Source organism: Lederbergia sp. NSJ-179, assembly GCF_022867885.1.
GTDB lineage: Bacteria > Bacillota > Bacilli > Bacillales > Bacillaceae_C > Lederbergia.
Genome location: NZ_JALIFP010000008.1, coordinates 45,501 through 68,946, shown reverse-complemented (window position 1 = coordinate 68,946; position 23,446 = coordinate 45,501). Strand labels below are relative to the sequence as shown.

General features: G+C 38.9%; 23 protein-coding genes and 3 pseudogenes. 22 read left to right on the top strand and 4 right to left on the bottom strand.

The annotated features are described in order from the left end of the window. The first annotated feature begins 5 nt into the window (after positions 1-5). The 8 genes and pseudogenes from MUB24_RS08440 (at position 6) to MUB24_RS08405 (ending at position 7,341) form a co-directional block, all read left to right on the top strand. Positions 6-1,721: a GMC family oxidoreductase gene (locus tag MUB24_RS08440; RefSeq protein ID WP_244703088.1), complete on the top strand. Its 1,716-nt coding sequence runs from the start codon at positions 6-8 to the stop codon at positions 1,719-1,721. A 13-nt stretch (positions 1,722-1,734) separates the two neighbouring features. Further along, positions 1,735-1,962, top strand: a complete 228-nt coding sequence (gene tatA / locus MUB24_RS08435; RefSeq protein ID WP_244703086.1) for a twin-arginine translocase TatA/TatE family subunit — start codon at positions 1,735-1,737, stop codon at positions 1,960-1,962. An 11-nt stretch (positions 1,963-1,973) separates the two neighbouring features. Continuing rightward, positions 1,974-2,705 carry a twin-arginine translocase subunit TatC gene (gene tatC / locus MUB24_RS08430; RefSeq protein WP_244703084.1) on the top strand — a complete coding sequence of 244 codons (732 nt, stop codon included), beginning with the start codon at positions 1,974-1,976 and terminating at the stop codon, positions 2,703-2,705. Between the two features lie 670 nt (positions 2,706-3,375). After that, entirely contained in the window at positions 3,376-5,178 is a 1,803-nt protein-coding gene (gene glmS, locus MUB24_RS08425; RefSeq protein ID WP_244703082.1) for a glutamine--fructose-6-phosphate transaminase (isomerizing), read from the top strand. Positions 5,179-5,329: 151 nt separating this feature from the next. Continuing rightward, a pseudogene (locus MUB24_RS23455) lies at positions 5,330-6,058 on the top strand (TnsA endonuclease N-terminal domain-containing protein). Next, positions 6,055-6,276 carry a hypothetical protein gene (locus tag MUB24_RS08415; RefSeq protein ID WP_244703078.1) on the top strand — a complete coding sequence of 74 codons (222 nt, stop codon included), beginning with the start codon at positions 6,055-6,057 and terminating at the stop codon, positions 6,274-6,276. The pseudogene MUB24_RS23455 and the gene MUB24_RS08415 overlap by 4 nt, the downstream one beginning before the upstream one ends. A 78-nt stretch (positions 6,277-6,354) precedes the next feature. After that, positions 6,355-6,669 carry a TniQ family protein gene (locus MUB24_RS08410; RefSeq protein WP_396426717.1) on the top strand — a complete coding sequence of 105 codons (315 nt, stop codon included), beginning with the start codon at positions 6,355-6,357 and terminating at the stop codon, positions 6,667-6,669. 24 nt (positions 6,670-6,693) lie between these two features. Then, positions 6,694-7,341: a TnsD family Tn7-like transposition protein gene (locus tag MUB24_RS08405; protein WP_244703075.1), complete on the top strand. Its 648-nt coding sequence runs from the start codon at positions 6,694-6,696 to the stop codon at positions 7,339-7,341. Positions 7,342-7,581: 240 nt separating this feature from the next. On the opposite strand, the gene MUB24_RS08400 is transcribed toward MUB24_RS08405, so the two are convergent. Beyond that, positions 7,582-7,944, bottom strand: a complete 363-nt coding sequence (locus tag MUB24_RS08400; RefSeq protein ID WP_244703074.1) for a MarR family winged helix-turn-helix transcriptional regulator — start codon at positions 7,942-7,944, stop codon at positions 7,582-7,584. A 289-nt stretch (positions 7,945-8,233) separates the two neighbouring features. On the opposite strand from MUB24_RS08400, the gene MUB24_RS08395 reads away from it, so the two are divergent. Continuing rightward, positions 8,234-9,241: a transposase gene (locus MUB24_RS08395; RefSeq protein WP_313898434.1), complete on the top strand. Its 1,008-nt coding sequence runs from the start codon at positions 8,234-8,236 to the stop codon at positions 9,239-9,241. Positions 9,242-9,478: 237 nt separating this feature from the next. Here the strand turns inward: MUB24_RS08395 and MUB24_RS08390 are convergent, their stop codons facing one another. Further along, positions 9,479-10,051 (bottom strand): TetR/AcrR family transcriptional regulator, encoded by a 573-nt coding sequence (locus tag MUB24_RS08390; protein ID WP_244703072.1) that lies wholly within the window; start codon positions 10,049-10,051, stop codon positions 9,479-9,481. Positions 10,052-10,259: 208 nt separating this feature from the next. Here MUB24_RS08390 and MUB24_RS08385 point away from each other — a divergent pair, with 208 nt between their 5' ends. From MUB24_RS08385 to MUB24_RS08375, 3 genes are all read left to right on the top strand, one after another. Further along, the gene (locus MUB24_RS08385; protein ID WP_244703071.1) at positions 10,260-10,961 is read left to right on the top strand and encodes an NAD(P)-dependent oxidoreductase; all 702 of its coding nucleotides are present in this window, start codon (positions 10,260-10,262) and stop codon (positions 10,959-10,961) included. A gap of 157 nt (positions 10,962-11,118) precedes the next feature. Then, positions 11,119-12,048 carry an oxidoreductase gene (locus tag MUB24_RS08380; protein WP_244703070.1) on the top strand — a complete coding sequence of 310 codons (930 nt, stop codon included), beginning with the start codon at positions 11,119-11,121 and terminating at the stop codon, positions 12,046-12,048. A 492-nt stretch (positions 12,049-12,540) separates the two neighbouring features. After that, complete coding sequence (locus tag MUB24_RS08375; protein WP_313898433.1) at positions 12,541-12,828, top strand: DUF3231 family protein; 288 nt, start codon at positions 12,541-12,543, stop codon at positions 12,826-12,828. A 661-nt stretch (positions 12,829-13,489) separates the two neighbouring features. Here the strand turns inward: MUB24_RS08375 and MUB24_RS08370 are convergent. Beyond that, positions 13,490-13,771, bottom strand: coding sequence for a DUF4396 domain-containing protein (locus tag MUB24_RS08370; protein ID WP_244703069.1), 282 nt, complete (start codon positions 13,769-13,771; stop codon positions 13,490-13,492). Positions 13,772-14,012: 241 nt separating this feature from the next. On the opposite strand from MUB24_RS08370, the gene MUB24_RS08365 reads away from it, so the two are divergent. From MUB24_RS08365 to MUB24_RS08340, 6 genes are all read left to right on the top strand, one after another. Further along, positions 14,013-14,198 (top strand): metal-sensing transcriptional repressor, encoded by a 186-nt coding sequence (locus tag MUB24_RS08365; protein WP_396426716.1) that lies wholly within the window; start codon positions 14,013-14,015, stop codon positions 14,196-14,198. Between the two features lie 87 nt (positions 14,199-14,285). Then, entirely contained in the window at positions 14,286-16,670 is a 2,385-nt protein-coding gene (locus MUB24_RS08360; RefSeq protein ID WP_244703068.1) for a heavy metal translocating P-type ATPase, read from the top strand. A 30-nt stretch (positions 16,671-16,700) separates the two neighbouring features. Next, the gene (gene copZ, locus MUB24_RS08355; protein ID WP_244703066.1) at positions 16,701-16,907 is read left to right on the top strand and encodes a copper chaperone CopZ; all 207 of its coding nucleotides are present in this window, start codon (positions 16,701-16,703) and stop codon (positions 16,905-16,907) included. 166 nt (positions 16,908-17,073) lie between these two features. Continuing rightward, positions 17,074-17,556, top strand: coding sequence for an IS200/IS605 family transposase (gene tnpA / locus MUB24_RS08350; protein ID WP_244703064.1), 483 nt, complete (start codon positions 17,074-17,076; stop codon positions 17,554-17,556). A 191-nt stretch (positions 17,557-17,747) separates the two neighbouring features. Continuing rightward, a complete protein-coding gene (locus MUB24_RS08345; RefSeq protein WP_244703062.1) occupies positions 17,748-18,206 on the top strand; it encodes a VOC family protein in 459 nt (152 codons plus the stop codon). 265 nt (positions 18,207-18,471) lie between these two features. Next, on the top strand, positions 18,472-19,794 hold the full coding sequence (locus MUB24_RS08340) for a replication-associated recombination protein A (protein ID WP_244703059.1): 1,323 nt from the start codon (positions 18,472-18,474) through the stop codon (positions 19,792-19,794). 122 nt (positions 19,795-19,916) lie between these two features. Here MUB24_RS08340 and MUB24_RS08335 read toward each other — a convergent pair. After that, positions 19,917-20,099: pseudogene (locus MUB24_RS08335) on the bottom strand (ABC transporter permease); the annotation flags it as partial. A gap of 21 nt (positions 20,100-20,120) precedes the next feature. Here MUB24_RS08335 and MUB24_RS23625 point away from each other — a divergent pair. The 4 genes and pseudogenes from MUB24_RS23625 (at position 20,121) to MUB24_RS08320 (ending at position 23,394) form a co-directional block, all read left to right on the top strand. Continuing rightward, entirely contained in the window at positions 20,121-20,258 is a 138-nt protein-coding gene (locus tag MUB24_RS23625; protein ID WP_396426715.1) for a GrpB family protein, read from the top strand. A 94-nt stretch (positions 20,259-20,352) separates the two neighbouring features. Then, positions 20,353-20,798 (top strand): annotated as a pseudogene (locus MUB24_RS08330) (NUDIX hydrolase). Between the two features lie 17 nt (positions 20,799-20,815). Continuing rightward, a complete protein-coding gene (locus MUB24_RS08325) occupies positions 20,816-20,956 on the top strand; it encodes a histidine phosphatase family protein (protein WP_244703057.1) in 141 nt (46 codons plus the stop codon). A 1,136-nt stretch (positions 20,957-22,092) separates the two neighbouring features. Further along, a complete protein-coding gene (locus MUB24_RS08320; RefSeq protein WP_244703056.1) occupies positions 22,093-23,394 on the top strand; it encodes an ABC transporter substrate-binding protein in 1,302 nt (433 codons plus the stop codon). The last annotated feature ends 52 nt before the right edge of the window (positions 23,395-23,446 follow it).

The following is a 23,446-nucleotide window of genomic DNA, read 5'->3' as shown; positions in this document are numbered from 1 at the left end:
TGGATATGGCGAAAACCTTACCGAAAACAGATGTCGTTACCGTTGGAGTAGGTTGGGCAGGAGGAATTATTGCTGCGGAATGTGCAAAAGCCGGATTAAAGGTAGTGGGACTAGAAAGAGGAGGGGATAAGCGGAATCCAGAAGACTTTTCAATGGTCCACGATGAATTACGATATGCGATCCGCTATGATTTAATGCAGGATGTGTCAAAGGAAACGATTACCTTTCGGAATAAACGGGATCAAAGAGCATTACCAATGCGCCAATTAGGGTCATTTTTGCTTGGTGAAGGAGTGGGTGGAGCAGGTGTCCATTGGAATGGGCATACGTTTCGCTTTCTTCCCTATGATTTTGAATTGAAAACAAAAACGATTGAAAAATACGGTAAAAATAAAATCAAAAAGGATTACCTTATTCAAGACTGGGGGATCACCTATGATGAATTAGAACCCTATTATGATAAATTTGAGAAAACATGTGGAATCTCAGGTGAACCGAATCCATTAGGCGGAAAGAGAAGTGATGATTATCCAACTCCCCCAATGAAATCTACGGTCATGACGAATAAATTTAAAAAAGCGGCCGAAAAGATGAACCTGCACCCATATGTAATGCCATCTGGAAATCTATCTGAGAGCTATACAAATCCGGATGGCGAAAAACTAAACGCTTGTCTATACTGTGCCTTTTGTGAACGGTTTGGTTGTGAATACGGAGCTAAGGCCGCACCGAATGTAACGGTTATTCCGACAGCAGAAAAAACGGGCAATTATGAACTAAGAACCCATGCTAACGTGATTGAGATCATCCATAAAAACGGGAAGGCCACAGGGGTAAAATATATTGATACAATCAAAGGGGAAGAAGTGATTCAACCGGCTGATGTCGTTGTTTTAACAAGCTATGTGATGAATAACTCCAAGCTTTTGCTTGTGTCCAAACTGGGGACTCCTTATAATCCTGAAACAGGAACCGGTGTTATTGGCAAAAACTATTGTTATCAGTTGAATCCAGGGACAACGGGATTTTTTGAAAAAGAAAGGTTTAATTCCTATATGGGTGCGGGAGCACTTGGAACAACAGTGGATGATTTTAATGGGGATAATTACGATCATGGGGATCTTGATTTTATTCATGGTGGGTCTTTGGTTGTAAGCCAATCAGGTTTCAGGCCTATCGGAAGCAATGCCGTCCCATCAGGAACTCCATTATGGGGGAAGGAATTTAAACAAAAGTCAATCAAGTATTATACAAGAACGATTGATGCATGGTTTCAAGCCGCCTCCATGCCTTATAGGTATAATTATTTAGATCTTGATCCGAATTTTAAAGATGCATATGGTGTGCCGTTACTTAGAATGACGTATAATTTCACTGATCAAGATCGTAACTTAAATGATTATTTAAATAAACAAAGCGATAAAGTGATGAAAGAAATGGGAGCCGATATCATCGAAAACTATGGAAAGCTTGAGGATTATAATATCGTCCCTTATCAAACCACACATAACGTCGGTGGCGTCCCAATGGGGAATGACCCATCGATTTCCGCGGTGAATAATTATTCGCAAATGTGGGACGCTGATAATGTATTTGTTGTGGGGGCATCTTCTTTTCCACATAACAGCGGGTATAATCCTACAGGAACTCTTGGAGCCTTGGCTTATCGGGCTTCAGAAGGAATCATTCAATATAGTAAAAAAGGCGGACAACTAGCCTAGAAAGGAGTCAGATATGTTTTTTCAACAGATTGGTGTTCCGGGATTAATCATTATCCTCATCATCACTTTGATTGTTTTTGGACCTAAGAAATTACCGGAAATTGGCGCTGCCTTTGGAAAAACCTTGTCAGAGTTTAAAAAATCCGCCAATGAAATAATGGGCGCGGATGAAGCAGAAAAGCAGACGAAAAATAATTCTGTTGAAGTCATTCAGCCGGCATCAGAGTCTACGAAAGAGTAGGTTTTTCTAATATGGATGAAGAAAGAACTTTAACTGAACACTTAAGTGAATTACGAAAAATGCTCATTTATTCAAGTATATTTATTGGCGTTAGTTTTATGGTGATTTTAATCTTTACACAGAAAATGATTCCCATCATTACTAAAGGGCAAAAATTGACAATGTTAGGACCCTTGGATGTGATTCGTTTTTATACAGGAATAGCAGGCAGCTTAAGTTTAGGGGTGTCTGCTCCCTTTATTGGTTTGATGGTCTGGAAATTTATTCGCCCGGCTTTGACCGATTTAGAGAGTAAAAAGGCATTAAGATATATTCCTGCCATGCTTTTCAGTTTTATGAGTGGACTTCTTTTCGGTTTTTATATTGTGTTTCCTTTTTCCTACCAATTTTTATTAAAGCTTGGGACAACTAATTTTGAGATGATGATTACGACTCAAAGCTATTTTTCCTTTTTGCTGATGACGACCATCCCTATGGGCTTTTTGTTTGAAGTGCCCTTTATCTTAATGTTTTTAACGGCGATCGAAATCCTTACCCCTGAACTATTAGCGAAATCGCGGAAATATGCCTATATTGTGCTAGCGATCGTATCTGCGATTATTACACCACCTGATTTTGTTTCCCAACTGATTGTGTTAATTCCATTGTTTATCCTGTATGAACTGGGAATTGGCTTATCGAAAATGGTTTTTCAAAAACAACAAAAAGAAGCAATACAGACGGAGCGATTGCCACAAACATAAAAGGTTTAAAGCACAGAAAAAGGAGTCCCTCGTGAAGGTGCGTGAGGGGGAGGGGCTCTATCTATTTGCACGAAAAGTCTCAAGTCACGACAAAATTCATTGATTAAAAGAAGATACATTGTTTACGAAGTCGTCATAGTGTACGGATGGAGAAAAAAAGCAAATAAGTTGATTATGGAATCTTCAAATTGCATGAACAACGGGGAAAAAAGAGAATACGTTGAACATGAAGTGGTTTTAGTCATACCAAATTTGATATAAAGAAATCACACCCACATCATATTTTTTCCGATCAGATGAACTTGCGCTGGTCCAATTTTAATAAGTAGGTACTTGTCCATTGTTCCATCTTGACCAAACAAAAAATAGTATAGTATGATAATCTTTGTTTCACTTTATTCAAACATAGAAAGGAGCATAGAGGTTAATTATTTTAAGCGCCAGAACTAATCATCGAACGAGAAAATAAGATTAGTTGACGAGGTGGAGGTTATCGAGGATTCGGCGGGTACCTCCCGGCTGGGACACACAGTCGAATTTTCTTTCTTAAAACATCGAGGCGACTCGGTGGACAAAGGAAAGAGGATGTGCACATACAGATAAACATCAGAGAGAAGGGGGTAAGTATGCCCCCGTGCTGCTTGCCTCCTTTCCAAAGGAGGAACTGGAAATGTGCGGAATTACAGGTTATGTAGGATACGAAGAGGCGAAAGAAATTTTATTAAAAGGGTTGGAAAAGCTTGAATATCGTGGCTATGATTCAGCAGGAATCGCTATGATGGATGAGACCGAAGTTCAAGTTTTTAAAGAAAAAGGACGAATTGCTCGGTTACGTGAAGTGGTGGATGAACATGTCAAAGCCCATGTGGGAATCGGACATACACGTTGGGCGACGCATGGAGTGCCAAGTCGTTCCAATGCACATCCGCATCAAAGTGCTTCAGGTCGTTTTACTCTAGTCCATAATGGAGTCATTGAAAACTATACATTGTTGCAGCAGAAATATTTACAGGATGTTTTATTTCAAAGTGACACCGATTCTGAAGTGGTTGTCCAATTGATTGAAAAGTTTGCGGACGAAGGAATGGATGCAGAAGAAGCAATCCGCAAAACCTTGCCGTTACTGGAAGGATCCTATGCGATTGCGATTATAGATATGGAAAACGCAGGCACGATCTTCGTTGCTAAAAACAAGAGCCCATTACTTGTTGGGGTTGGAGACGGATTTAATGTCGTGGCGAGTGACGCGATGGCGATGATTCAAGTAACGGATATGTATATCGAATTGATGGATCAAGAAATGGTGATCTTGAAAAAGGATGAAGTGACGATCAAAAATCTTGCTGGTGAAATTGTCAACCGTGAACCATATAAAGCAGAAATTGATGCGAGCGATATTGAAAAAGGGACATATCCGCACTATATGTTAAAGGAAATTGATGAACAGCCTCTAGTCATGAGAAAAATCATCCAAGCATACCAGAATGAAGAAGGGGAACTGGAAATCGCAGAAGACATTATAGAAGCTGTGAAGGAAAGTGACCGCATCTATATTGTTGCATGCGGAACAAGCTACCATGCAGGGCTTGTCGGAAAACAATTTATTGAGAAGTTGGCGGGAATTCCCGTTGAAGTCCATGTTGCCAGTGAATTTAGCTACAATATGCCGCTTTTATCTGAAAAACCATTCTTTATCTTTATTTCTCAAAGCGGTGAAACGGCAGACAGTCGAGGAGTTTTAGTCCAAGTAAAAGAACTGGACCATAAAGCCCTAACCATCACCAATGTTCCAGGTTCAACATTATCACGTGAAGCAGACTTCACGATGCTTCTCCATGCTGGACCCGAAATTGCTGTTGCTTCAACAAAAGCCTATACTGCACAAATCGCTGTACTAGCCATTCTAGCGAATGTAGTGGCACAATCTCGCGGATGGAATCCCGGATTTGACCTTATACACGAACTCGGAATCATTGCAAATGCCATGGAAACCCTCTGCGATTCAAAAGAAGAATTTGAAAAAATCGCAAGCGAATTCCTGCCATTTACACGGAATTGCTTCTTTATCGGGCGTTCTCTTGACTACTTCGTCTGCTTAGAAGGAGCCTTAAAGCTAAAGGAAATTTCCTATATCCAAGCAGAAGGCTTCGCTGGTGGAGAACTCAAACATGGAACTATTGCCTTAATTGAAGACGGAACACCTGTCATCGCCTTGGCAACCCAAGAAAACGTCAACTGGAGCATCCGCGGCAACGTCAAAGAGGTCGGCGCCCGCGGCGCCAACCCATGCATCATCTCAATGGCAGGTCTTGAAACAGATGAAGATCGTTTCGTATTGCCTGCTGTACATGAATTACTAACACCTCTTATCTCTGTTGTTCCATTACAACTCATTGCCTATTACGCTTCTTTACATCGTGGCTGTGATGTCGATAAACCTAGAAATCTAGCGAAAAGTGTGACGGTGGAGTAGGGTGGATATATATTGTGAGAGTTTTTATGGATTTGAAATAAAGTCGCGACGTTTGTAAAAAAGATGCGATGTTTAAAACAAAGTCGCGATGTTTATAAAAAAGTTGCGAAGCTTTACCCCTTTGGATATGATTCTCTAAAGGGGTGTTTTTGTGGCGAAAAGAAAAAGAACTTCTAAAGTCGATAAGTGGATTAAAGAAGGTAGAGGAACTGGGAGTGGGGCAAATTATCAGCCATGGCTAAAAATTCAAGATGTTTCCTTAGGTATTCGTGAACAATTTCCTTTATTACCACAAGAAGAGACGATTGTTATTGCGGAAGAGCTTGGAATTAAACATCCGGCTGATCCAAGAACAGGTAATCCTATTGTCATGACAACGGACTTTTTATTAACAGTTGATAAAGGACAAGGCGTATATGAAGTCGCTCATACTATCAAAATGAAAGAAAAGCTGTTAGAAGAACGTGTGTTAGAGAAGTTCGAAATTGACCGGGAATATTGGAAGCGTAAAGGCATTGGTTGGGGCATTGTTACAGAGGAAGAGATTGATAAGACCATGGCTAGAAATATTAGTTATATCCATGAATATTTTGATATTCGAAACGATGATGTATATCGAGAAATGGCTAACCAGCATATTGAAGATTTATCAATGTCTCTTATGAATCGCCTATTGAGTAATTCGCGAAGTATCCGAGAGATTGCTAGTGAGTTTGATGCAGATACACACTTGCCTTTTTGAAGTGGTGTGACGCTGTTTTATCATTTGCTTGCTAAAAAAATCATGGTTACAGATATGCACAAGCCTATCGATTTAAAGCAGCCAATTGATGTTAAGTATAATGATGAAAGTAAACTGGGGAAGGTGAAATACGGATGATTTATATTAATCAGGTATTTCAATATGTAACAGATTCAAAGAGAATTCGGATAATAGATATTGAAGAGACACATGTTTATATTGTTAATATTGATACGAGTAGCGCTATGCCCAGAAAGGAATTATATTCCAGCCTAATTATAGATATCCAGCAGGGTGAACTGCTTGCGATTAGCGACCCTTACGCAAAAGTGATTTCTGAAAGCGACTTAACATGAGCCATACCCTGAAGAATTAATTATTCAGCGATAGCACGTTATCACTTTTACAGTGGAAATATTGATTACAAAGATACATTGGAAGAAGTGTTTCAAAGACGTTCTGTAGTGCCAAGTATAGAGATTGGTAGTCATTTCAATGCGTTGTCTCAACAAATAGGAAATCATTTCTCAGTAGAAAAATTGTTAGGAAAGCATACAATTTATCCTTTCTATGCTCCATTTCTTTCTAGAAAAAGGCAAAAGGAAATAATGCAGGATGTCCAAGACGATGGCAAGGGTCTTTATACAAGATTAGGGATGGTTGCCGGAAGTATTTGTAAAAAAGACGGATTTTATTATTGTCCATTATGCGCAGAAGAAGATATTAAGAAATACGGATATTCATCGTGAACATCAACTTCAGGGGATTGAATTATGCGCTCTCATTATTTACGGTTGAGGAAATATCCAATTGATTTAACTACACAAAGTAGAATTGAGTTTATTCGGTTTGATGAAAAACGAATGGGTTATTCAACTTTACAAAAAGTAGAGTCTCCTTATTATTTTGATATTCAAGTTGCACTCGCGAGGATGGCATATCAGCTTTTTAATGTCGATATGGTAGCGCTTTCACATGAGGGTGTTTTTAAAAGATATCGTTTGCTCCTTAGGGCAAAGAATTTAATTACTACATCAAATCGAGTTAGGCAAATGGAATTATTTGAAGCCTTTCAAGCAAAGTTCCCTAAAGGGTTTTTGGAAACGTACAAGTCAGGACTAAATGCAGAAAATGAATACAATTGGTTAAAGGTATTAACACGTAATATAAAGCGCCATGTACATCCATTCCGACATTTACTGTTTCTATATTTTTTGGATCAAGATATTGAGCTTTTTTTGCAAGTAGAAGAAGATGCGGGTCCTTTCGGTAAAGGTCCATGGCCATGCTTAAATAAGGCTGCTGCTCATTATAAGCAACTGGTAATCCATCATGTAAATATTACAAGAGATTATTTAACATTGGAAAAAGTTTTTGCTCACATTCTTGATAAAGATAAAGGCTTGATAGCTGAAAACTAAACTAACTGGAAAATGCCGCAAAGGGAGCTTTCTCGGAATAACGGTATTCATTTCTAGGGCCGTTTTATTGAAGGAATAACTTAGCTGAGCCAAGGAAGGATTTGAGGGAAAGGGTCCGAGATTGTATCGGGCTCTTGTCTTTTAGTGTTGCCCAAATACGCGGTTAGGTTGGAGGAGTTTACAAGCCCCGGAAGACCTGGCTTTTGTCCTTCTCGACAATTCAGTAATCGATTCAATGTCTTAATCGGTTAATAGGTCCAGGAAATGTTTGCGTATGGCCATTGAAACGATGGGACGTGCATCATCCAATGCTGATTTTCCAGTGGCAGTGATAATGACTTGAACACCACGATCAGTCTCTAATGGTCTCCTCAGAACGAGATCACGTCGTTCCATCCGCGTCAGATGGTGGGACAATCGACTCTTCGTCCAATCCATCGAGTCAGCTAATTCCTGTTGGCGAAGCTTACCGTTGCCGTAAAGATCTAACCGGTCTAATATTCCAAAATCACCATCTGATAGCCCGGTATGCTCGGACATATCTTTGACTACACGACCGAAGATGTCCTGAAAGGTACCCTTCCACATATGCCATATTCGCATTTCTTCTTCATTAATCTCATTGTTATTCATAAAAACCTGAATTATTCATAGCTTAAAGATATAATCACAGCCAAACCTGCTACATCAGTTATTTTTACGGGAAAGGACTTTCACCTAAAAAGTGAAAGTGAAAAACAGGAAAAGGAGCCCAACTTTTGGTAATCTAATAGGTGTCTAAACCAATACCAAGGGGGCTCCTATAATGAAAAGTGTAAACGAACAAAGCATGAATTTCAAGAAAGATGTGAAAGTAAATTTTGATGGCGGCGAATGAACAGTTGATGCCGGTATTCTGCTATACAAAGAATTCGACAATGTGATTGGCATGAGCACTGCCATTAAAAAGATGGTGCAAATTAAGGATGATGTTACTCACCGGGATCATCAAAATTGCGATGTGATTATGCAAAAAATTTTTCAAAATACGGCTGGTTATCACGCCGATGATCATGCGGATTTTTTAAAACACGATCCGGCTCTAACTACTGTTTTGGATAAAGAAGAACTTGCCTCTCAACCTACGATGTCCAGATTAAATCAGAAATTGGATAAAGACACGATGAAACAATTTCAAGAAGTGAATCGGACAATCATCGACCGTTTTCACGAGCTGGATGTACCTGAGATTTTAGTGTTGGATATTGATTCAACCAATTTTCCGACCTACGGGGATCAGTATGGCAGTTCCTTCAATTTCCATTACGGTGAAAACGGCTACCATCCCATTCTTATGTTCGAAGGCGAAACAGGAGACTGCCTTAAAGCAGCGTTGCGCCGTGGCAGTGTTTACACATCGAGACAAATCCATGTGTTCTACGGGGAATTTACATACAAGGCGGGCAGTTGGAACAAAAGTCGAAAAGTAATGTTGAAGTTGGAAAAACCGGCTGACGAACTGTTTTTCATTCCAACCTTCGTCGTGACAACGCTGGCAGACTCTCCAAAGAAAACGATACAATTTTACGCTGCACGTGGCACAATGGAAAATTTCATCAAAGAAGGGAAATTAGGCTTTGCTTTTGGCAAAATGAGCAGCACGGAATTTGAAATCAACGCAAATAAACTGCAAATCGCAGTACTGGCCTACAATTTGAATAATGGTCTGCGTCGTTTTGGCATGCCGAAAGAAATGAAAAAGCATCGAATCCAAACCATCCGCATGCGTCTGATAAAGATAGCGGGAAGAATCATCCATTCCGGCAGATACATAACATTCAAGCTATCCAGCAGTTCGTTATATAAGGGCGCCTTTTTCAGTACGCTAAATCGAATACAACAGCTACCGGTCATTGTCTAGCAATCGGTGGTGATTGAAACCAGTTATATATAAAGAACATTTTGGACTCAACGGGATACGTCTGACCTTTTTTAGGGTGAAAAATGAAATGAGTGTGCTTTTTAACGAAAAGGACACTTTGTATACCCCAATTCCAATATATGAACTGAAAAGTCATCCCGAAATTTGGTATTTTCCACAATACAGCAGTTAAATTTATTTCTATGAATAATTCAGGATAACTTCTCTCTATTTACATTATGTGTAATCAACATCAAGATTCCTTTCAAGCAATGATCCCAAACGTTGTGCCATGAAGGAAGGAGGGTAGGGCTTTCCATTCCTGAACCACCATTCCATTACCCCTACGATAGCACCTCCTAAAAATTGAATATCAACATCCTCACCGTCAGTTAATCCTCGACTGCTATCTTCCGGGATTTCGTTCTCATTTTTCTTTAACTCTTGGAGAAAAAACTCTAGGAATCGATTGTGGAAAAAATGCCCCCCCTTGCTCTCAAGTATTGCGGAGAAAAATAAATAATGACTTTCAAAATAATCAAACCATAACAATACCGCATCCATATAATGGGAGTCATTGCCTGCCAAATCACAGAGTTCCCTCAGCTCTTCAATATGTTCTTCGATTAGCTTATCCAGGAGATCAAATTTATCCATGTAATGAAGATAAATGGTTCTTCGGCTAACATCTGCCTTATCGGAAATATCCTGTATCGTAATCTGATCAAATTTCTTTTCAATCATCAGATCAATAACAGCCATTTTTATTGCATTGCGGGATTTACGTATCCTTCGATCAGGCTTTAACACTTGATAATCACCAGCTTTCCTGAAATTAAATACACAATTATAAAGGATTAGTGTACTAATGCACGGACCCTGCCTTTTTAACAATTGTAGAATTTCTATTTTCGTTTACCATTATACATAGTTGATTATTAATATACAAATGTGCATTTTATGTGCGCATTAGCGGATAGAGTTAAACATGATCAACAATCGAAGGAGGAATATCTCAATGAAAATAACGGTTATTGGAGCAACAGGGGGAACTGGAAGGAAAGTGATGGAGCGGGCACTTAAGTTGGGCCATGAGGTTGTAGCCGTGGCTCGACGGCCGGAAGTTATTTCCCCCACAAAACGGCTCATTATCCGGCAAGGGGATGTAATGGACAAGGCAAGTATGGTCCAATCCATTGCCGGTTCAGATGCAGTAATCAGCTGCATTGGTCCGTCTAGCAACTTCCGGCCGGGTGACGAAAAGAAGAAATTCCAGAATATTACCGCGGCCCAAAAAACCATGGCGGCAAACTTCTCGCCGGGGACCGTCATGTCGGAGGGAATCTCGAATATTGTTGTGGCCTGTCAGCGTACGGGAGTTAAGCGCCTGGTTATGCAGAGTGGCATTAATTTGAGCGATGGAAGAGAACTTTCCGCCGTCAATCGATGGGCAGTAGTCATGATGCGCCGCATCTTCAGAAGAGCGATTGAGGATAAGGCGATTGCCGAGCAGGAGGTAATGCGGAGTGGACTGGAATGGGTCATTGTACGAGCGTCCGTGCTTAAATACGCGGATGGCACTTTAAAATATACAGCAGGTCCAGCAGCTCGCATCGCGCCATTCCAGCCGCTACCCTTTGGAGATTGTGCCGACGTCCTTGTGCGGGCGGCGACGATCGAGCCTGCATGGATCAGGAAGATCGTTAATGTTGGTCAATGACATGTTGATTCGATTATTCCAACGGCGCTTTAAAGATGACAAGCTAATAACAACCCTGTATATTTTATCGGAAATCCTATAGTTAATGCCAAAATGCCAGATTTCCATAATAAATGAAATATGAATGTAAATCCAACACGAATAAGGAGGAACGATTATGGCAGAAAGAAAATGGACATATGATCATATTCCCAGTCAGAGCGGGCGGGTTATCCTCATTACGGGAGGAAACTCAGGACTGGGGTATCAGGAAGCGCTTATGATGGCAAAAAAAGGAGCAGAGGTTATCGTAGCAGGCCGTGACAGAAATAAAGTCAATACGGCTATAAAAACGATTGCAAAGCAGGTTCCCAATGCAAAGCTGTCCAATGTAATGTTGGATTTAGCTGATTTGAATTCTGTATCCAATTGCGCAAAAGAAGTTCAACAGACATATGAACGGATCGATCTGCTGATCAACAACGCTGGCGTAATGATTCCATCTTTTTCCCGTACCAAGCAGGGCTTTGAACTTCAATTTGGAACCAATCATTTGGGCCATTTTGCACTCACGGGTCAGTTGCTCCCGCTCATTTTACAAACGCCCAATTCGCGAATCGCATCGATGACAAGTTTAGCAGGCATAGCGGGGTCTATCGATTTTAGCGATCTCAATTATGAGAACAGGCGCTACATGAAAATGCTGGCTTATGGTCAAAGCAAGCTTGCGAATCTTATGTTTATCAACGAATTGGCTAATCGGTTAAAAAATGCTGGTTCAAAAACTATAGCGGTTGCAGCACATCCTGGAGGTTCCCCCACAAACTTACAGCGAAGCGGTGGATTTTTCTTTCGGCGAATATTAACACCTTTAACTTCACAACCGGCATCAAAAGGCGCTCTCCCCATTCTTCGTGCAGCATGTGACCCCAAGGTTGATAATGGTTCTTTTTGGGCACCTTCTGGCTTATTCGGCTTAACCGGGTCGCCGGTGGAAGTTAAGATGCCACCCAAAGCGGTAAATAAAGCCCAATGTGAACAGCTATGGGATATCAGTGAAAGGTTAACTGGAGTATCTTATGCGAAATTCTTGCCTGCTGGTAATTAGTCTGCAATTCTTTGTTATAACCTTAGGTAAACATAGGTCGGTTCTCCTGCTTTCCCAATTTCTCTCCAACCGTTTGTACGATCAAAGTTAACCTGTGGCTTTAGTATTCTATAATGCTATACTTGTTATAAAGATTGGTTTTTAATTGCTATAGTCTTCCGCAAACGGGCGCAATTGTTGTATAACCCTTAGATTTAAACGACTTTATTGTTTTATTTTTGGTATAGAAAAAATGTTTTACATGAAAATTAAACAACTTTATTTAACACCGCCCACATTTACGGACGGTGTTATGCGAGTTTATAGCATTGAAATTAAATAGTCGCCGATCAAATAGATAAAGCTCAGTTCCTCTTTGGAATTGAGTTTTTTAATTTAGAGTTACCACCGTTGTAATCCTAAAAATGAATATTTCTAAAAGTGGGGTAGAGAATATAGATGCTTTTCATTCTGTAAGAAGGAAGCAAAAAACAATTTGAAAGGAAGTAGCCAATTGCAAAAAAACAAGCGCCGCTAACGTCATCCGAACTTGCAACCCTTTGGATCATTTATCAAAAAAAGACCATGATGGTAAGAGTGATTGAATCTTTTTTATCACATAACCAGGATCCAGAAGCTATAGAAATATTGCAGACGTTTCACGAAGGAGAAAGTAATTTTGTTATTGAATTAGGTAATCTTTTTACACAGGAGGGGGCAGTAGTTCCAATTGGGTTTACAGAAAACGATGTAAACCTTAATGCGCCACAATTGTTTGATGACATTTATGAGGTCATGTAGTATGTACTCAATCTTGATTTAATCAGAAATTAATTAAAATTCGAGGCTGGGTCCAATAGTGGTCCAGCCTTTTTCCTTTGTTCAATATCCTTCCAATCCCTTCTCCAATAAGGGTTTCAGTCGCTTTTTTAATCCATAAATCCCTAGGATTTTCAATATCTACTCAGTTAGTTTCCTAACTGTAACACCATCCCAATATTGCTACATTTCCCGTCTTTTCTCCTAATTCTTTCTTCCATTCAGGGAAGAACTTAATAACATTGCCCGAATATTCGATACAATCCAAAACGAAAATATAGCAGAAGGAAGATTGGAAGAAGGAAGAGGAGAGAGGGAAGAGTCTCAGAGCCACAAGGGTTTGAGAGGAGTGCGGGGGAGGGGTTGGGGAGATACCTACTTTTTGGCAGACTAATATAGTAGAGGTAAGAAAAGACAAGGTTTAAGAAAAAGTAGCACCATTGATTGTTAGATAAAAAGAATCCGTTTTGAAAAAGATTGATCAAAATGGATTCTTATCTTGTGAATTAGTACTCATATGGATATGAACTTTTGGCAATTATGAATGAGCGAAATTATGAGTTGTTATTAAATGATTAAGTTGTTATTTATAAAACGGAAAGAAAAATAGATGTATTCAAATCAGGAGTGCCTTTTGGGCACTTTAATTTATTAGTAAAATAGACACCGTTATGCAATGACTTACATGGCATTTGATGCTTTTTTTCACAAGATACCAGTCGGCGGGATAGCTTGTGCAGAAGCCAACTATCATCTCAATTTGCATCATGAACCAAAAGGCTGCGGTTTTTAGTTCAGGCGTTTCAACAAAAAATACATAATGGGTGAGAGCTATCCATCCGAACATGTTAACTGCGTAATCAGTTAAAAGCATTGGGCCTGCAATGAGAAAACCTGTATAAAACACCAGAGGAGCACCAATCATATCACCAAGTGAACAACCGCTGTTGCAATGCGTGGTTGATACAAAAACACTTTGCCAGAACGGCTTTTCCGCATGTGCAAATGATGGTGCATGTCGCCATGATTCTTATGTTCCATGGGCTGTGATCATGACGATTCAAGCTATTTTTAAAACATGAAGTTATTTGTTGACTTTTTATACTATATGGGGGTATAGTATAAATATAACGAAAAGGAAGTGATTGATTTGGATAAATTGCTACATGATCACCCGAGTCAACCAAGAACAAAAAATGAGAATCGTTGTAAACCGTTTAAAGCGAATTGAAGGTCAAGTTCGTGGAATACAAAAGAGGTGGAAGAAGATCGTTATTGTTGGTGCAAATTCCGCATTAATAAATGTCGGTTTTTCTATCGGCGGAACGACAAATCAATCATTGTGTCAGTGATGCAATTCGACAAGGTGAGGGTAAAGAAACCATTGATGAATTAATGTAGTGTATTAAAGCAGTTTTCTAGGTGAGGAGGATGCTATTATGAGCGAAATAAATCATACAACACTTGGAATAACAGGAATGACCTGTGCCGCATGCTCCAACCGTATTGAAAAAACATTAAACAAAATGGATGGTGTGAAGGCACAAGTTAATTTAACTACAGAAAAGGCAACGGTAGACTATGATTCAGGAAAAACTTCCATTGAAGATATTACAAAGAAAATCGAAAATGTCGGCTACGGAGTTTTAATGGAAAAAACAGAATTAGATGTTTTTGGAATGACCTGTGCGGCATGTTCGACCCGTATTGAAAAAGTGTTGAATAAGCAAGAAGGGGTTAAATTTGCAACCGTCAACTTAACGACGGAAAGTGCGACAGTCGAGTACAACCCCGAAATCGTTGATCAAAAGGCTTTGATTGAGAAGATCCGAAATATTGGTTATGATGCAAAACCAAAAACGGAGACAGAGGAAAAACAAACTTATAAAGAAAAAGAGTTACAGCATAAAAAGACGAAGTTAATCATTTCAGCCGTACTATCTGTACCATTATTATTAACAATGCTCGTTCATTTATTTGGCATGAATTTACCGGAAATATTTATGAATCCATGGTTCCAATTTGCTTTAGCAACGCCCATTCAATTTATCATCGGATGGCAATTTTATGTTGGTGCATATAAGAACCTGAAGAGTGGTGGAGCGAACATGGATGTTCTTGTGGCTTTAGGTACGAGTGCTGCCTATTTCTATAGTTTATATGAAGCACTTAAGACCATTGGAAATCCAACTTATATGCCGCATTTGTATTTTGAAACAAGTGCTGTATTAATCACGTTGATTTTATTTGGTAAGTATTTGGAGGCAAGAGCAAAAAGTCAGACAACGAATGCACTATCCTCGTTACTTAATTTACAGGCAAAAGAAGCTCGTATTATAAGAAATGGGAAGGAGATCATGATTCCTACCCATGAAGTGGTTGTTGGTGACCGATTAGTTGTAAAACCAGGGGAGAAAATACCTGTAGACGGTGTGGTTGTAAAGGGAAAAACATCTGTCGATGAATCGATGATTACAGGTGAATCCATTCCAATTGAAAAGGACATAGACGCTAGCTTAATTGGATCGACGATCAACAAAAATGGCTCGATTGAAATGGAAGCGACAAAAGTAGGGAAAGATACTGCCCTTGCATCGATTGTCAAAGTTGTGGAAGAAGCACAAGGATCAAAAGCACCCATTCAACGTTTAGCTGATGTCATTTCCGGTTATTTCGTACCAATTGTTGTAGGGATTGCCATTCTAACATTTATCATATGGATAGCGTTTGTCCAACCAGGTCAATTTGAACCTGCCTTAGTTGCAGCGATTGCTGTACTTGTTATTGCGTGTCCATGTGCTTTAGGGCTTGCAACTCCCACTTCTATTATGGTCGGAACAGGAAGAGCTGCTGAGAACGGAATTCTTTTTAAGGGTGGAGAACATCTAGAAAGAACGCATCAGTTAGAGACAATCGTTCTTGATAAAACAGGGACCATCACAAAAGGAAAACCGGAAGTAACGGATTTTACTGGTGATGAAGAAACATTACAATTATTAGCTAGTGCAGAAAAAGGATCAGAACATCCACTTGCAGGAGCGATTGTGGCATATGCAACAGAGAACGATATTGATTTTGTGGAAGTCGATGAATTTAACGCCATACCAGGCCATGGTATTGAAGCTAAGATTTCCGGAAAAAGTGTCCTTGTTGGGAATCGAAAATTAATGCAAAATCACCAAGTTGATGTCGGTGGTGCGGAACAAGAATTGATTGATTATGAAGTTGAAGGAAAAACAGCGATGTTGATTGCCGTTAATGGAATGTATCGCGGAATTGTTGCGGTTGCAGATACCATTAAAGAAACAGCACCACAAGCAATTAAAGAGTTACAAGAACAAGGCTTAGAAGTGATCATGTTAACAGGGGATAACGAAAGAACAGCTCAAGCTATTGCAAAACAAGTAGGAATCAACCAAGTGATTGCTCAGGTGTTGCCTGAAGAAAAAGCGGATAAAGTCAAAGAAATTCAAGGTAGAGGTAAAAAAGTAGCAATGGTTGGTGATGGTGTAAACGATGCACCTGCCTTAGTTACTGCCGACATTGGAATTGCCATTGGAACGGGTACAGAAGTGGCAATTGAAGCGGCTGACGTAACGATTCTTGGTGGAGAACTATTACTCATCCCAAAAGCAATCAAAATCAGCCATGCGACGATGAAGAATATCCGTCAAAACCTCTTCTGGGCCTTTGGCTACAATACAGCAGGAATCCCGGTTGCTGCCATTGGTTTACTTGCCCCATGGATTGCCGGAGCAGCCATGGCATTAAGTTCGGTAAGTGTTGTTTCTAACTCACTTCGCTTAAAACGAGTGAAATTATAATTATTCCGATTTAAAGGAGGTGGAAAGGTCATGGAGAAAACGTTAAATGTACAAGGCATGTCATGCGGGCATTGCAAAATGTCAGTGGAAGGTGCATTAAAAAAATTAGATGGCGTATCAGCAGCTAAAGTTAATTTAGAAGCAGGTAAAGTCGATGTTACTTTTGATGAATCGAAAGTAAATGTTGATGCCATGAAAGAAGCTATTGAAGAACAGGGCTATGATGTTGAAGCCTAAATATAAGAATGAAAAGCTGGTTTTCTGTTATGAAAATCAGCTTTTCTATTTGAAAAAAGTAAAGCAATGAAAAAAGCTAGCCGTGGTAGGCGGCAGTAATGATGACTTAGCATTAGTCGAAGCCGCTCTTAGGTAACGTGGCTGATTTCAAACAACTGCTGCTATAATGACAAAGGTTTCGCAAACCAATGTCGGGACATCCATATTGGATAAATCAGGTTTATCACATACAAAGTGGAATTGCATGTATCATATTGTGTTTATTCCTAAATATAGACGGAGAACAATGTATGGAAAGCTGAGAAAAGATGTTCGTGAAATAATAAGAAAGCTTTGTGAGTGTAAAGGAATTGAAATAGTAGAAGGAAGTGTATCTATTGATCATGTCCATTTATGTGTCAAAATCCCACCAAAGCCTAGTGTTTCAACATTTATGGGTTATTTAAAAGGTAAAAGCGCGTTAATGATATTCGATAGGCATCCGGAATACAAGAAGAAAGGGAATAGGCACTTTTGGGCAAGAGGATATTATGTGGATACAGTAGGAAGAAATGAAGAGGTGATTAAAAATCCTGAGCTGACACACCGTGCTCAATCTTTTGCCCACCCCCAAAAACACTTTCATTTCCGCTTTGATTTCCCATATTAATCAAGGTGAATCGGTCCAACCTCAATGCCCATTTTCATTTGTGTATTTTATTGCATTATCAAATAAACATTTAATTTGGAAGGGAAATCTAGGGAAAAAGAAAAAGGAATATTCCTTTATTTGTAGAAGTATATATTTGAATTTATGGAGGTTTTAATCATTTAAATCATACAAATGGGAGGAAACTGAAAATGAACTCAATAAAAAAGGTAAACCATCAACCCGAAGGAATGAAAACAGTCAACCCTTACTTAATGGTTGACAATGTGGAACAGCTAATAGATTTCATAGAAACAGTATTCGACGGAAAATTAAAGTATAAACTTGACAGACCGAACGGAACCATTATGCATGCTGAGATTATTATTGGAGATTCTATCATTATGGCAGGTGAGCCTATGGAGAAATATGGGTTAATGCCGGCATCCATTTATCTTTACGTTCCAGACTGTGATGCCATTTACGAAAAAGCTCTTCAAAATGGAGCTGAACCGATAATGCCTCCAACTGATATGAACCACGCAGGTGAAAGGTACGGTGGAGTAAAAGATATTTCAGGTAATATTTGGTGGATTGCGACTCATATTGAAGACTTGACCCCTCAAGAACAGGCTAAGAGAATTCAAGAAATGAAAAATAACTGGGAATAAAAAAAGAATTGTAATGCCTAATTAGCTAAACAGCTCAATCCTCTTATTATTCTGGAATAGCGCGATTGTTAAAGATAAACAGTAGAAAGTGATCAAACTTTTTTATAAAAATTGGGATAATATTTCACAAATGGGAATTTTTGAGCAATCTTTTTTTTAAACGGGTTCTTTACTAATCCTTGAAATTGTTAATAATAATAGAAATGTTAAATCATTTCAATCCTTAATTTGTGCAGTGCATTTTTTTGACGAGGAGGGATTAACCTTGAAGCAAGTTTCGTTATTTGAAAACGATCAAAACCGTCCCTTGGCCAGCAGAGTTCGACCTCAAAGATTGGATGACTTCGTTGGACAAAAACACTTGTTAGATAAAGGGAAGGTTCTTAGGGAAATGATTGAACATGACCGTCTTTCTTCCATGATCTTCTGGGGTCCACCCGGAGTTGGGAAGACAACATTGGCGAAAATTATTGCTAATCAAACCCAATCAAAATTTATAGATTTCAGTGCTGTCACAAGCGGTATTAGAGATATTCGAAACGTGATGAAAGAAGCTGAGGAATATCGTCAATTAGGTGAAAGGACTATTTTATTTATTGACGAGATCCACCGATTCAATAAAGCACAACAAGACGCCTTTTTACCGTATGTCGAGAATGGTAGCATTACCCTGATAGGTGCAACCACTGAGAATCCATCTTTTGAAGTCAACTCGGCCCTGTTATCCCGTTGCAAAGTTTTTGTCCTCCAACAATTAACAAGCAGTGAAATCGTGGAATTATTAAAACAAGCCATCGTAAACCCAAATGGGTATGGAGATCAAAAAATCCAAATCGAAGATCGAACATTATTGGCCATAGCAGAATTTTCAAATGGAGATGCCCGTATTGCGTTGAATACGCTGGAGATGGCCGCCCTGAATGGAAAAAAACAGAACGGCTCAATTAAAATCAGCAAAGAGGCTCTAACTCAGTTGATCAACAGGAAATCATTATTGTACGACAAAAAGGGAGAAGAACATTATAATATTATCTCTGCATTGCATAAGTCCATGCGAAATAGTGATGTCAATGCGGCTATTTACTGGTTATCACGGATGTTGGAGGCCGGGGAAGATCCTCTATACATTGCCCGCAGGCTTGTCAGATTTGCAAGTGAAGATATTGGTTTAGCGGACAGTAGGGCTTTAGAAATTGCGATATCCGTTTTTCAAGCATGCCAATTTATCGGCATGCCTGAATGTACTGTACATTTAACTCAAGCTGTGATTTATCTTTCACTTGCCCCGAAATCAAATTCAGCCTATTTGGCTTACATGAAGGCGAAGAAAGATGCCCTGCACTCTATGAATGAACCTGTCCCCCTGCATATACGAAATGCACCTACCAAGTTGATGAAAGACTTGAACTACGGCAAGGGATATCAATATGCTCATGATGCAGATGAAAAACTAACGACAATGCAGACGATGCCGGATTCGTTAATCGGTCATGAGTATTACCATCCCACAACTCAAGGCTCAGAAGCCAGGTTCAAAAAAAGACTTGAAGAAATTTCAGAATGGCATAAAAGAAATCGTAAAACGTAATTTGAACAAATCGTATTTATCGTGAACAAACACCAACTAAAGTTAGAGCAGGTTAATAAATAACGGGCCAGATTCATCGCAGTGGCTGACTATTGATATGGCTAATCCCCTAAATGATGTACTTACCCTAACTGGCGTTTAAATTGTTTACTGGCGAAGAAGTAAGCGATGACCATGATGCCGATGCACCAGGCAAGCGCGATCCAGATATTGTTGCCAACAGACCCATCATACAAAAGGGCACGAATCGCATTCACGATTGAAGTCACGGGCTGGTTCTCAGCGAATGCACGGACAATTTTAGGATACGGTTTGGGGGACGGCTAATGCGGAAGTTGGAATTGATGCCATATAACGAAGATTGGGCAAGGAGTTTCAGTGAGGAGTCTAAAAGAATTAAGGCAGTTTATGGTGGAGAACTTCTGAATATATATCACATTGGAAGCACTTCAATAGTTAGATAATCAGCGGTTTTGGGGGGATATTTCACTTCAAAATAATATGTTGCAATGAAAACTTAGAGTGAGTTGATAGTAATTTAGCGTAAGGAGGTAAATGATGTTTATTGTAAATGTTGAGGGTGCAATATTTAAAGATGATAAGTGGTTGATTATTGAACGGAGTAAAAAAGAAGAACATGCAGGTGGTTTGCATTCACTTGTTGGTGGAAAAGTTGAACGGGAAGGAAATTCATCAGAGATATTAGAAAGAACGGTAATACGGGAAATTTATGAAGAAGTGGATCTTAAAGTTAAAGAGGATTTAAAATACATACATAGTACTTTATTTGTTACAGATTCAGGTGAAAATGTAGTTGATATTGTATTTCTATGTGAATATGAGTCTGGCAATGCGGCAATGCAATACCGAAAAGTCCAGATGAAGTAGAGGCTGTGAATTGGATGACAGCTCGACAAGTATATGAACACCCCAATGCTCCCGATTATTTAAAAGAGAGTATTAAACGTGCTGAGAACATGAAGAGTGTAAATGGATCCTTGTGAGGTTTAAAGGAGGAAATATGAATACAAATATTTACATAATTAGGCATTGTGAAGCGGAGGGGCAATCTTCTGATTCACCATTAACAGAAAAAGGGTTCATTCAAGCAAATGAACTATCTGATTTATTATCTGATAGAAAGGTTGAAATAAGCAGTTGATCTGTCTCCGAGCGAGGCGGATTTTCTTTTTCCTGGTGGAGGCATGCATATGGAAGAATCCCAATTATCTGGTTCCTGAGGTAGAGCCATTAGCACAACATTCAGAAAAAACCATAGAAGGTGCCTACCCCGAGAACATTACGATCTCAAACCCGCTCAAAAATCCAGAATTTGGTGAAAAGCGGCCAATCCGTATGTATAATGGCAAAAATTAGGTCGTAATAACGGCGAAACTAATTTAATGTGCTAAAAGTAAAAACTCCCTAATAAACCCCGTATCTACTGAGCTTAACAAACAATCCATTATTTCAACAGAAATTGTGTGCCGTTTAATGGCCCTTTTCTTGAATAACCGCTTGCTTAAACAGTACCACATATCCCTTGCAAGCCCTTTTTTTAGTGCCCTTTTTATTACTCAACTGCAATTTTTTTTCAACAACCTAAGTTCACTTCATCAGCTCAAAAAGCTTTATTCAATTATCTGGCTCTTTTCTAGTCTGGCCCATTTCTGTTTTGTTCATTAATTTTAAATAATAGCACTAGCATGTCACCTTCGTTAATGAGTTTTGTAACTCGCTTTCCTTTTAAAAACGCTAGGTAGAGAATGATCAAACTTTTTTATAAAAAAACAAACTTAATACCGCAAGAAAAGAATTCATTTTGATCATCTTTCAAAATGGATTCTTTTTTATTTAACGTGAAATATGGATTTGAAGGGGTGTTTTTGATCACTTTATTTCAAAGTTACAGTATAAAGAAACGGTGCTATTGCTATTGGCGATGTCAAACCTCAAAAATGTGAAAAATGAAAAAATAATAATTTTACATACCATTTACATACCGTTAGTACATCGTTAATAATTACGATTTATTATAGATATATAGCAACTAGACAAATGATACGAGCAAAAAGACCTCCAATTTAAATAAATTCACGTTTTATCTCAGGACTTTTTTATTGCTCTGTATGTATGGAGGTGAAATATGTGAAAGTAGCACTCAATTATATTGGTTGATAAGTTCATAATCTGTAGACTTTCTTATGACGATGAAATGTCTATTTAATATAATATCATCTACGGTTTAAGAGGAGATTTAACTTCAATAATTAAATTATATTATAAGGAGAAAAAATAATGAATTCATTCATAAAACTGTTAAGTATATTTTCACTAGTCTTTACTTTAGCGGCTTGTAATAGCTCAGGAAAAGCATCAAATGATTCATCAACAAAAGACGGTGAAAAAACGGTTATTGAGTACTGGCACGTTAATGCAGAAACTCAAGGTGGACAAGCAGTAAAAGAATTAGTAGAAGAATTTAATGCTCAAAGTGAAACAACAAAAGTTGTAGCTAAATATAACCCAGATATGTATAAAGGGTTAATGCAGAATTTACAAGCCGAAGCAGCGGCAGGAAATTTCCCGGCGGTTGTACAAGTAGGGTGGGCTTTCTTAGACTACTTTTCAAGTAACTTTAGTTATGTGTCGCCGCAAGAAGTAATCGATCAACATTATCCGAAAGATAAAACATTTTTACAAGACTACTTTTTGAAAAATGTTATGAATCTAGCTGTAAATTCAGATGGGAAACAAGTAGGCATCCCCTATTCTTTAAGTACACCAGTACTTTATATTAATAAAGACATTTTAAGAGAAGCAGGATTAGATGAAAAAGGTCCGAAAACATGGGAAGAAGTGAAAGAATTCTCAAAAGTAATAAAAGAGAAGACAGGAAAATTCGGTGTATATATTCAAGAACCAGCTGATAACTGGGCTACACAAGCTTTACTTGAAAGTAACGGCGCTAAAATGATAACAGATGGTAAAGCAACATTTGCTTCAAAGGAAGGGAATGAAGCGTATCAATTATATGCTGATATGATTTTAAAAGATAAAACAGCCACTCATTTATCTTGGGACCAAGGGGTACAAAGCTTTATCGATGGTAATGTAGCCATGGCTTATACAACAATCGCGCAACGATCAAATATTCAAGATAATGCACAGTTTGACGTGGCTGCCATCAAATCGCCGGCTTGGGAAGGGAAAGAAGTAAAACTGCCAGCTGGTGGCTCAATGTTGGCTATCACAGCACAGGAGGAAGAACAACAAAAAGCAGCATGGGAATTTATGAAATATCTTTACAGTGTTGAATCAATGGCGAAATGGACAGAAGAAACAGGATATGTACCGCCACGTAAGGATGTAGCAGAAGCAGAAAATGGACTTAAAACGTATTTAGAAGAAAATGTAATGATGAACGCAGCTATTGAACAAATGGACAATGTTGTTCCTTGGACATCATTCCCTGGAGATGCTGGGTTGCAAGCTGAACAATTATTATTAGACGTACGCGATCAAATCCTTGGGGGTGATATATCAGTTGAAGAAGGATTAACATCAACGGAAGAATCCATTAACAAATTGTTAAAATAATGACTAGGTAATTGATAATGATTAACCTGATGTCTACTAAAGCTGGTTAATC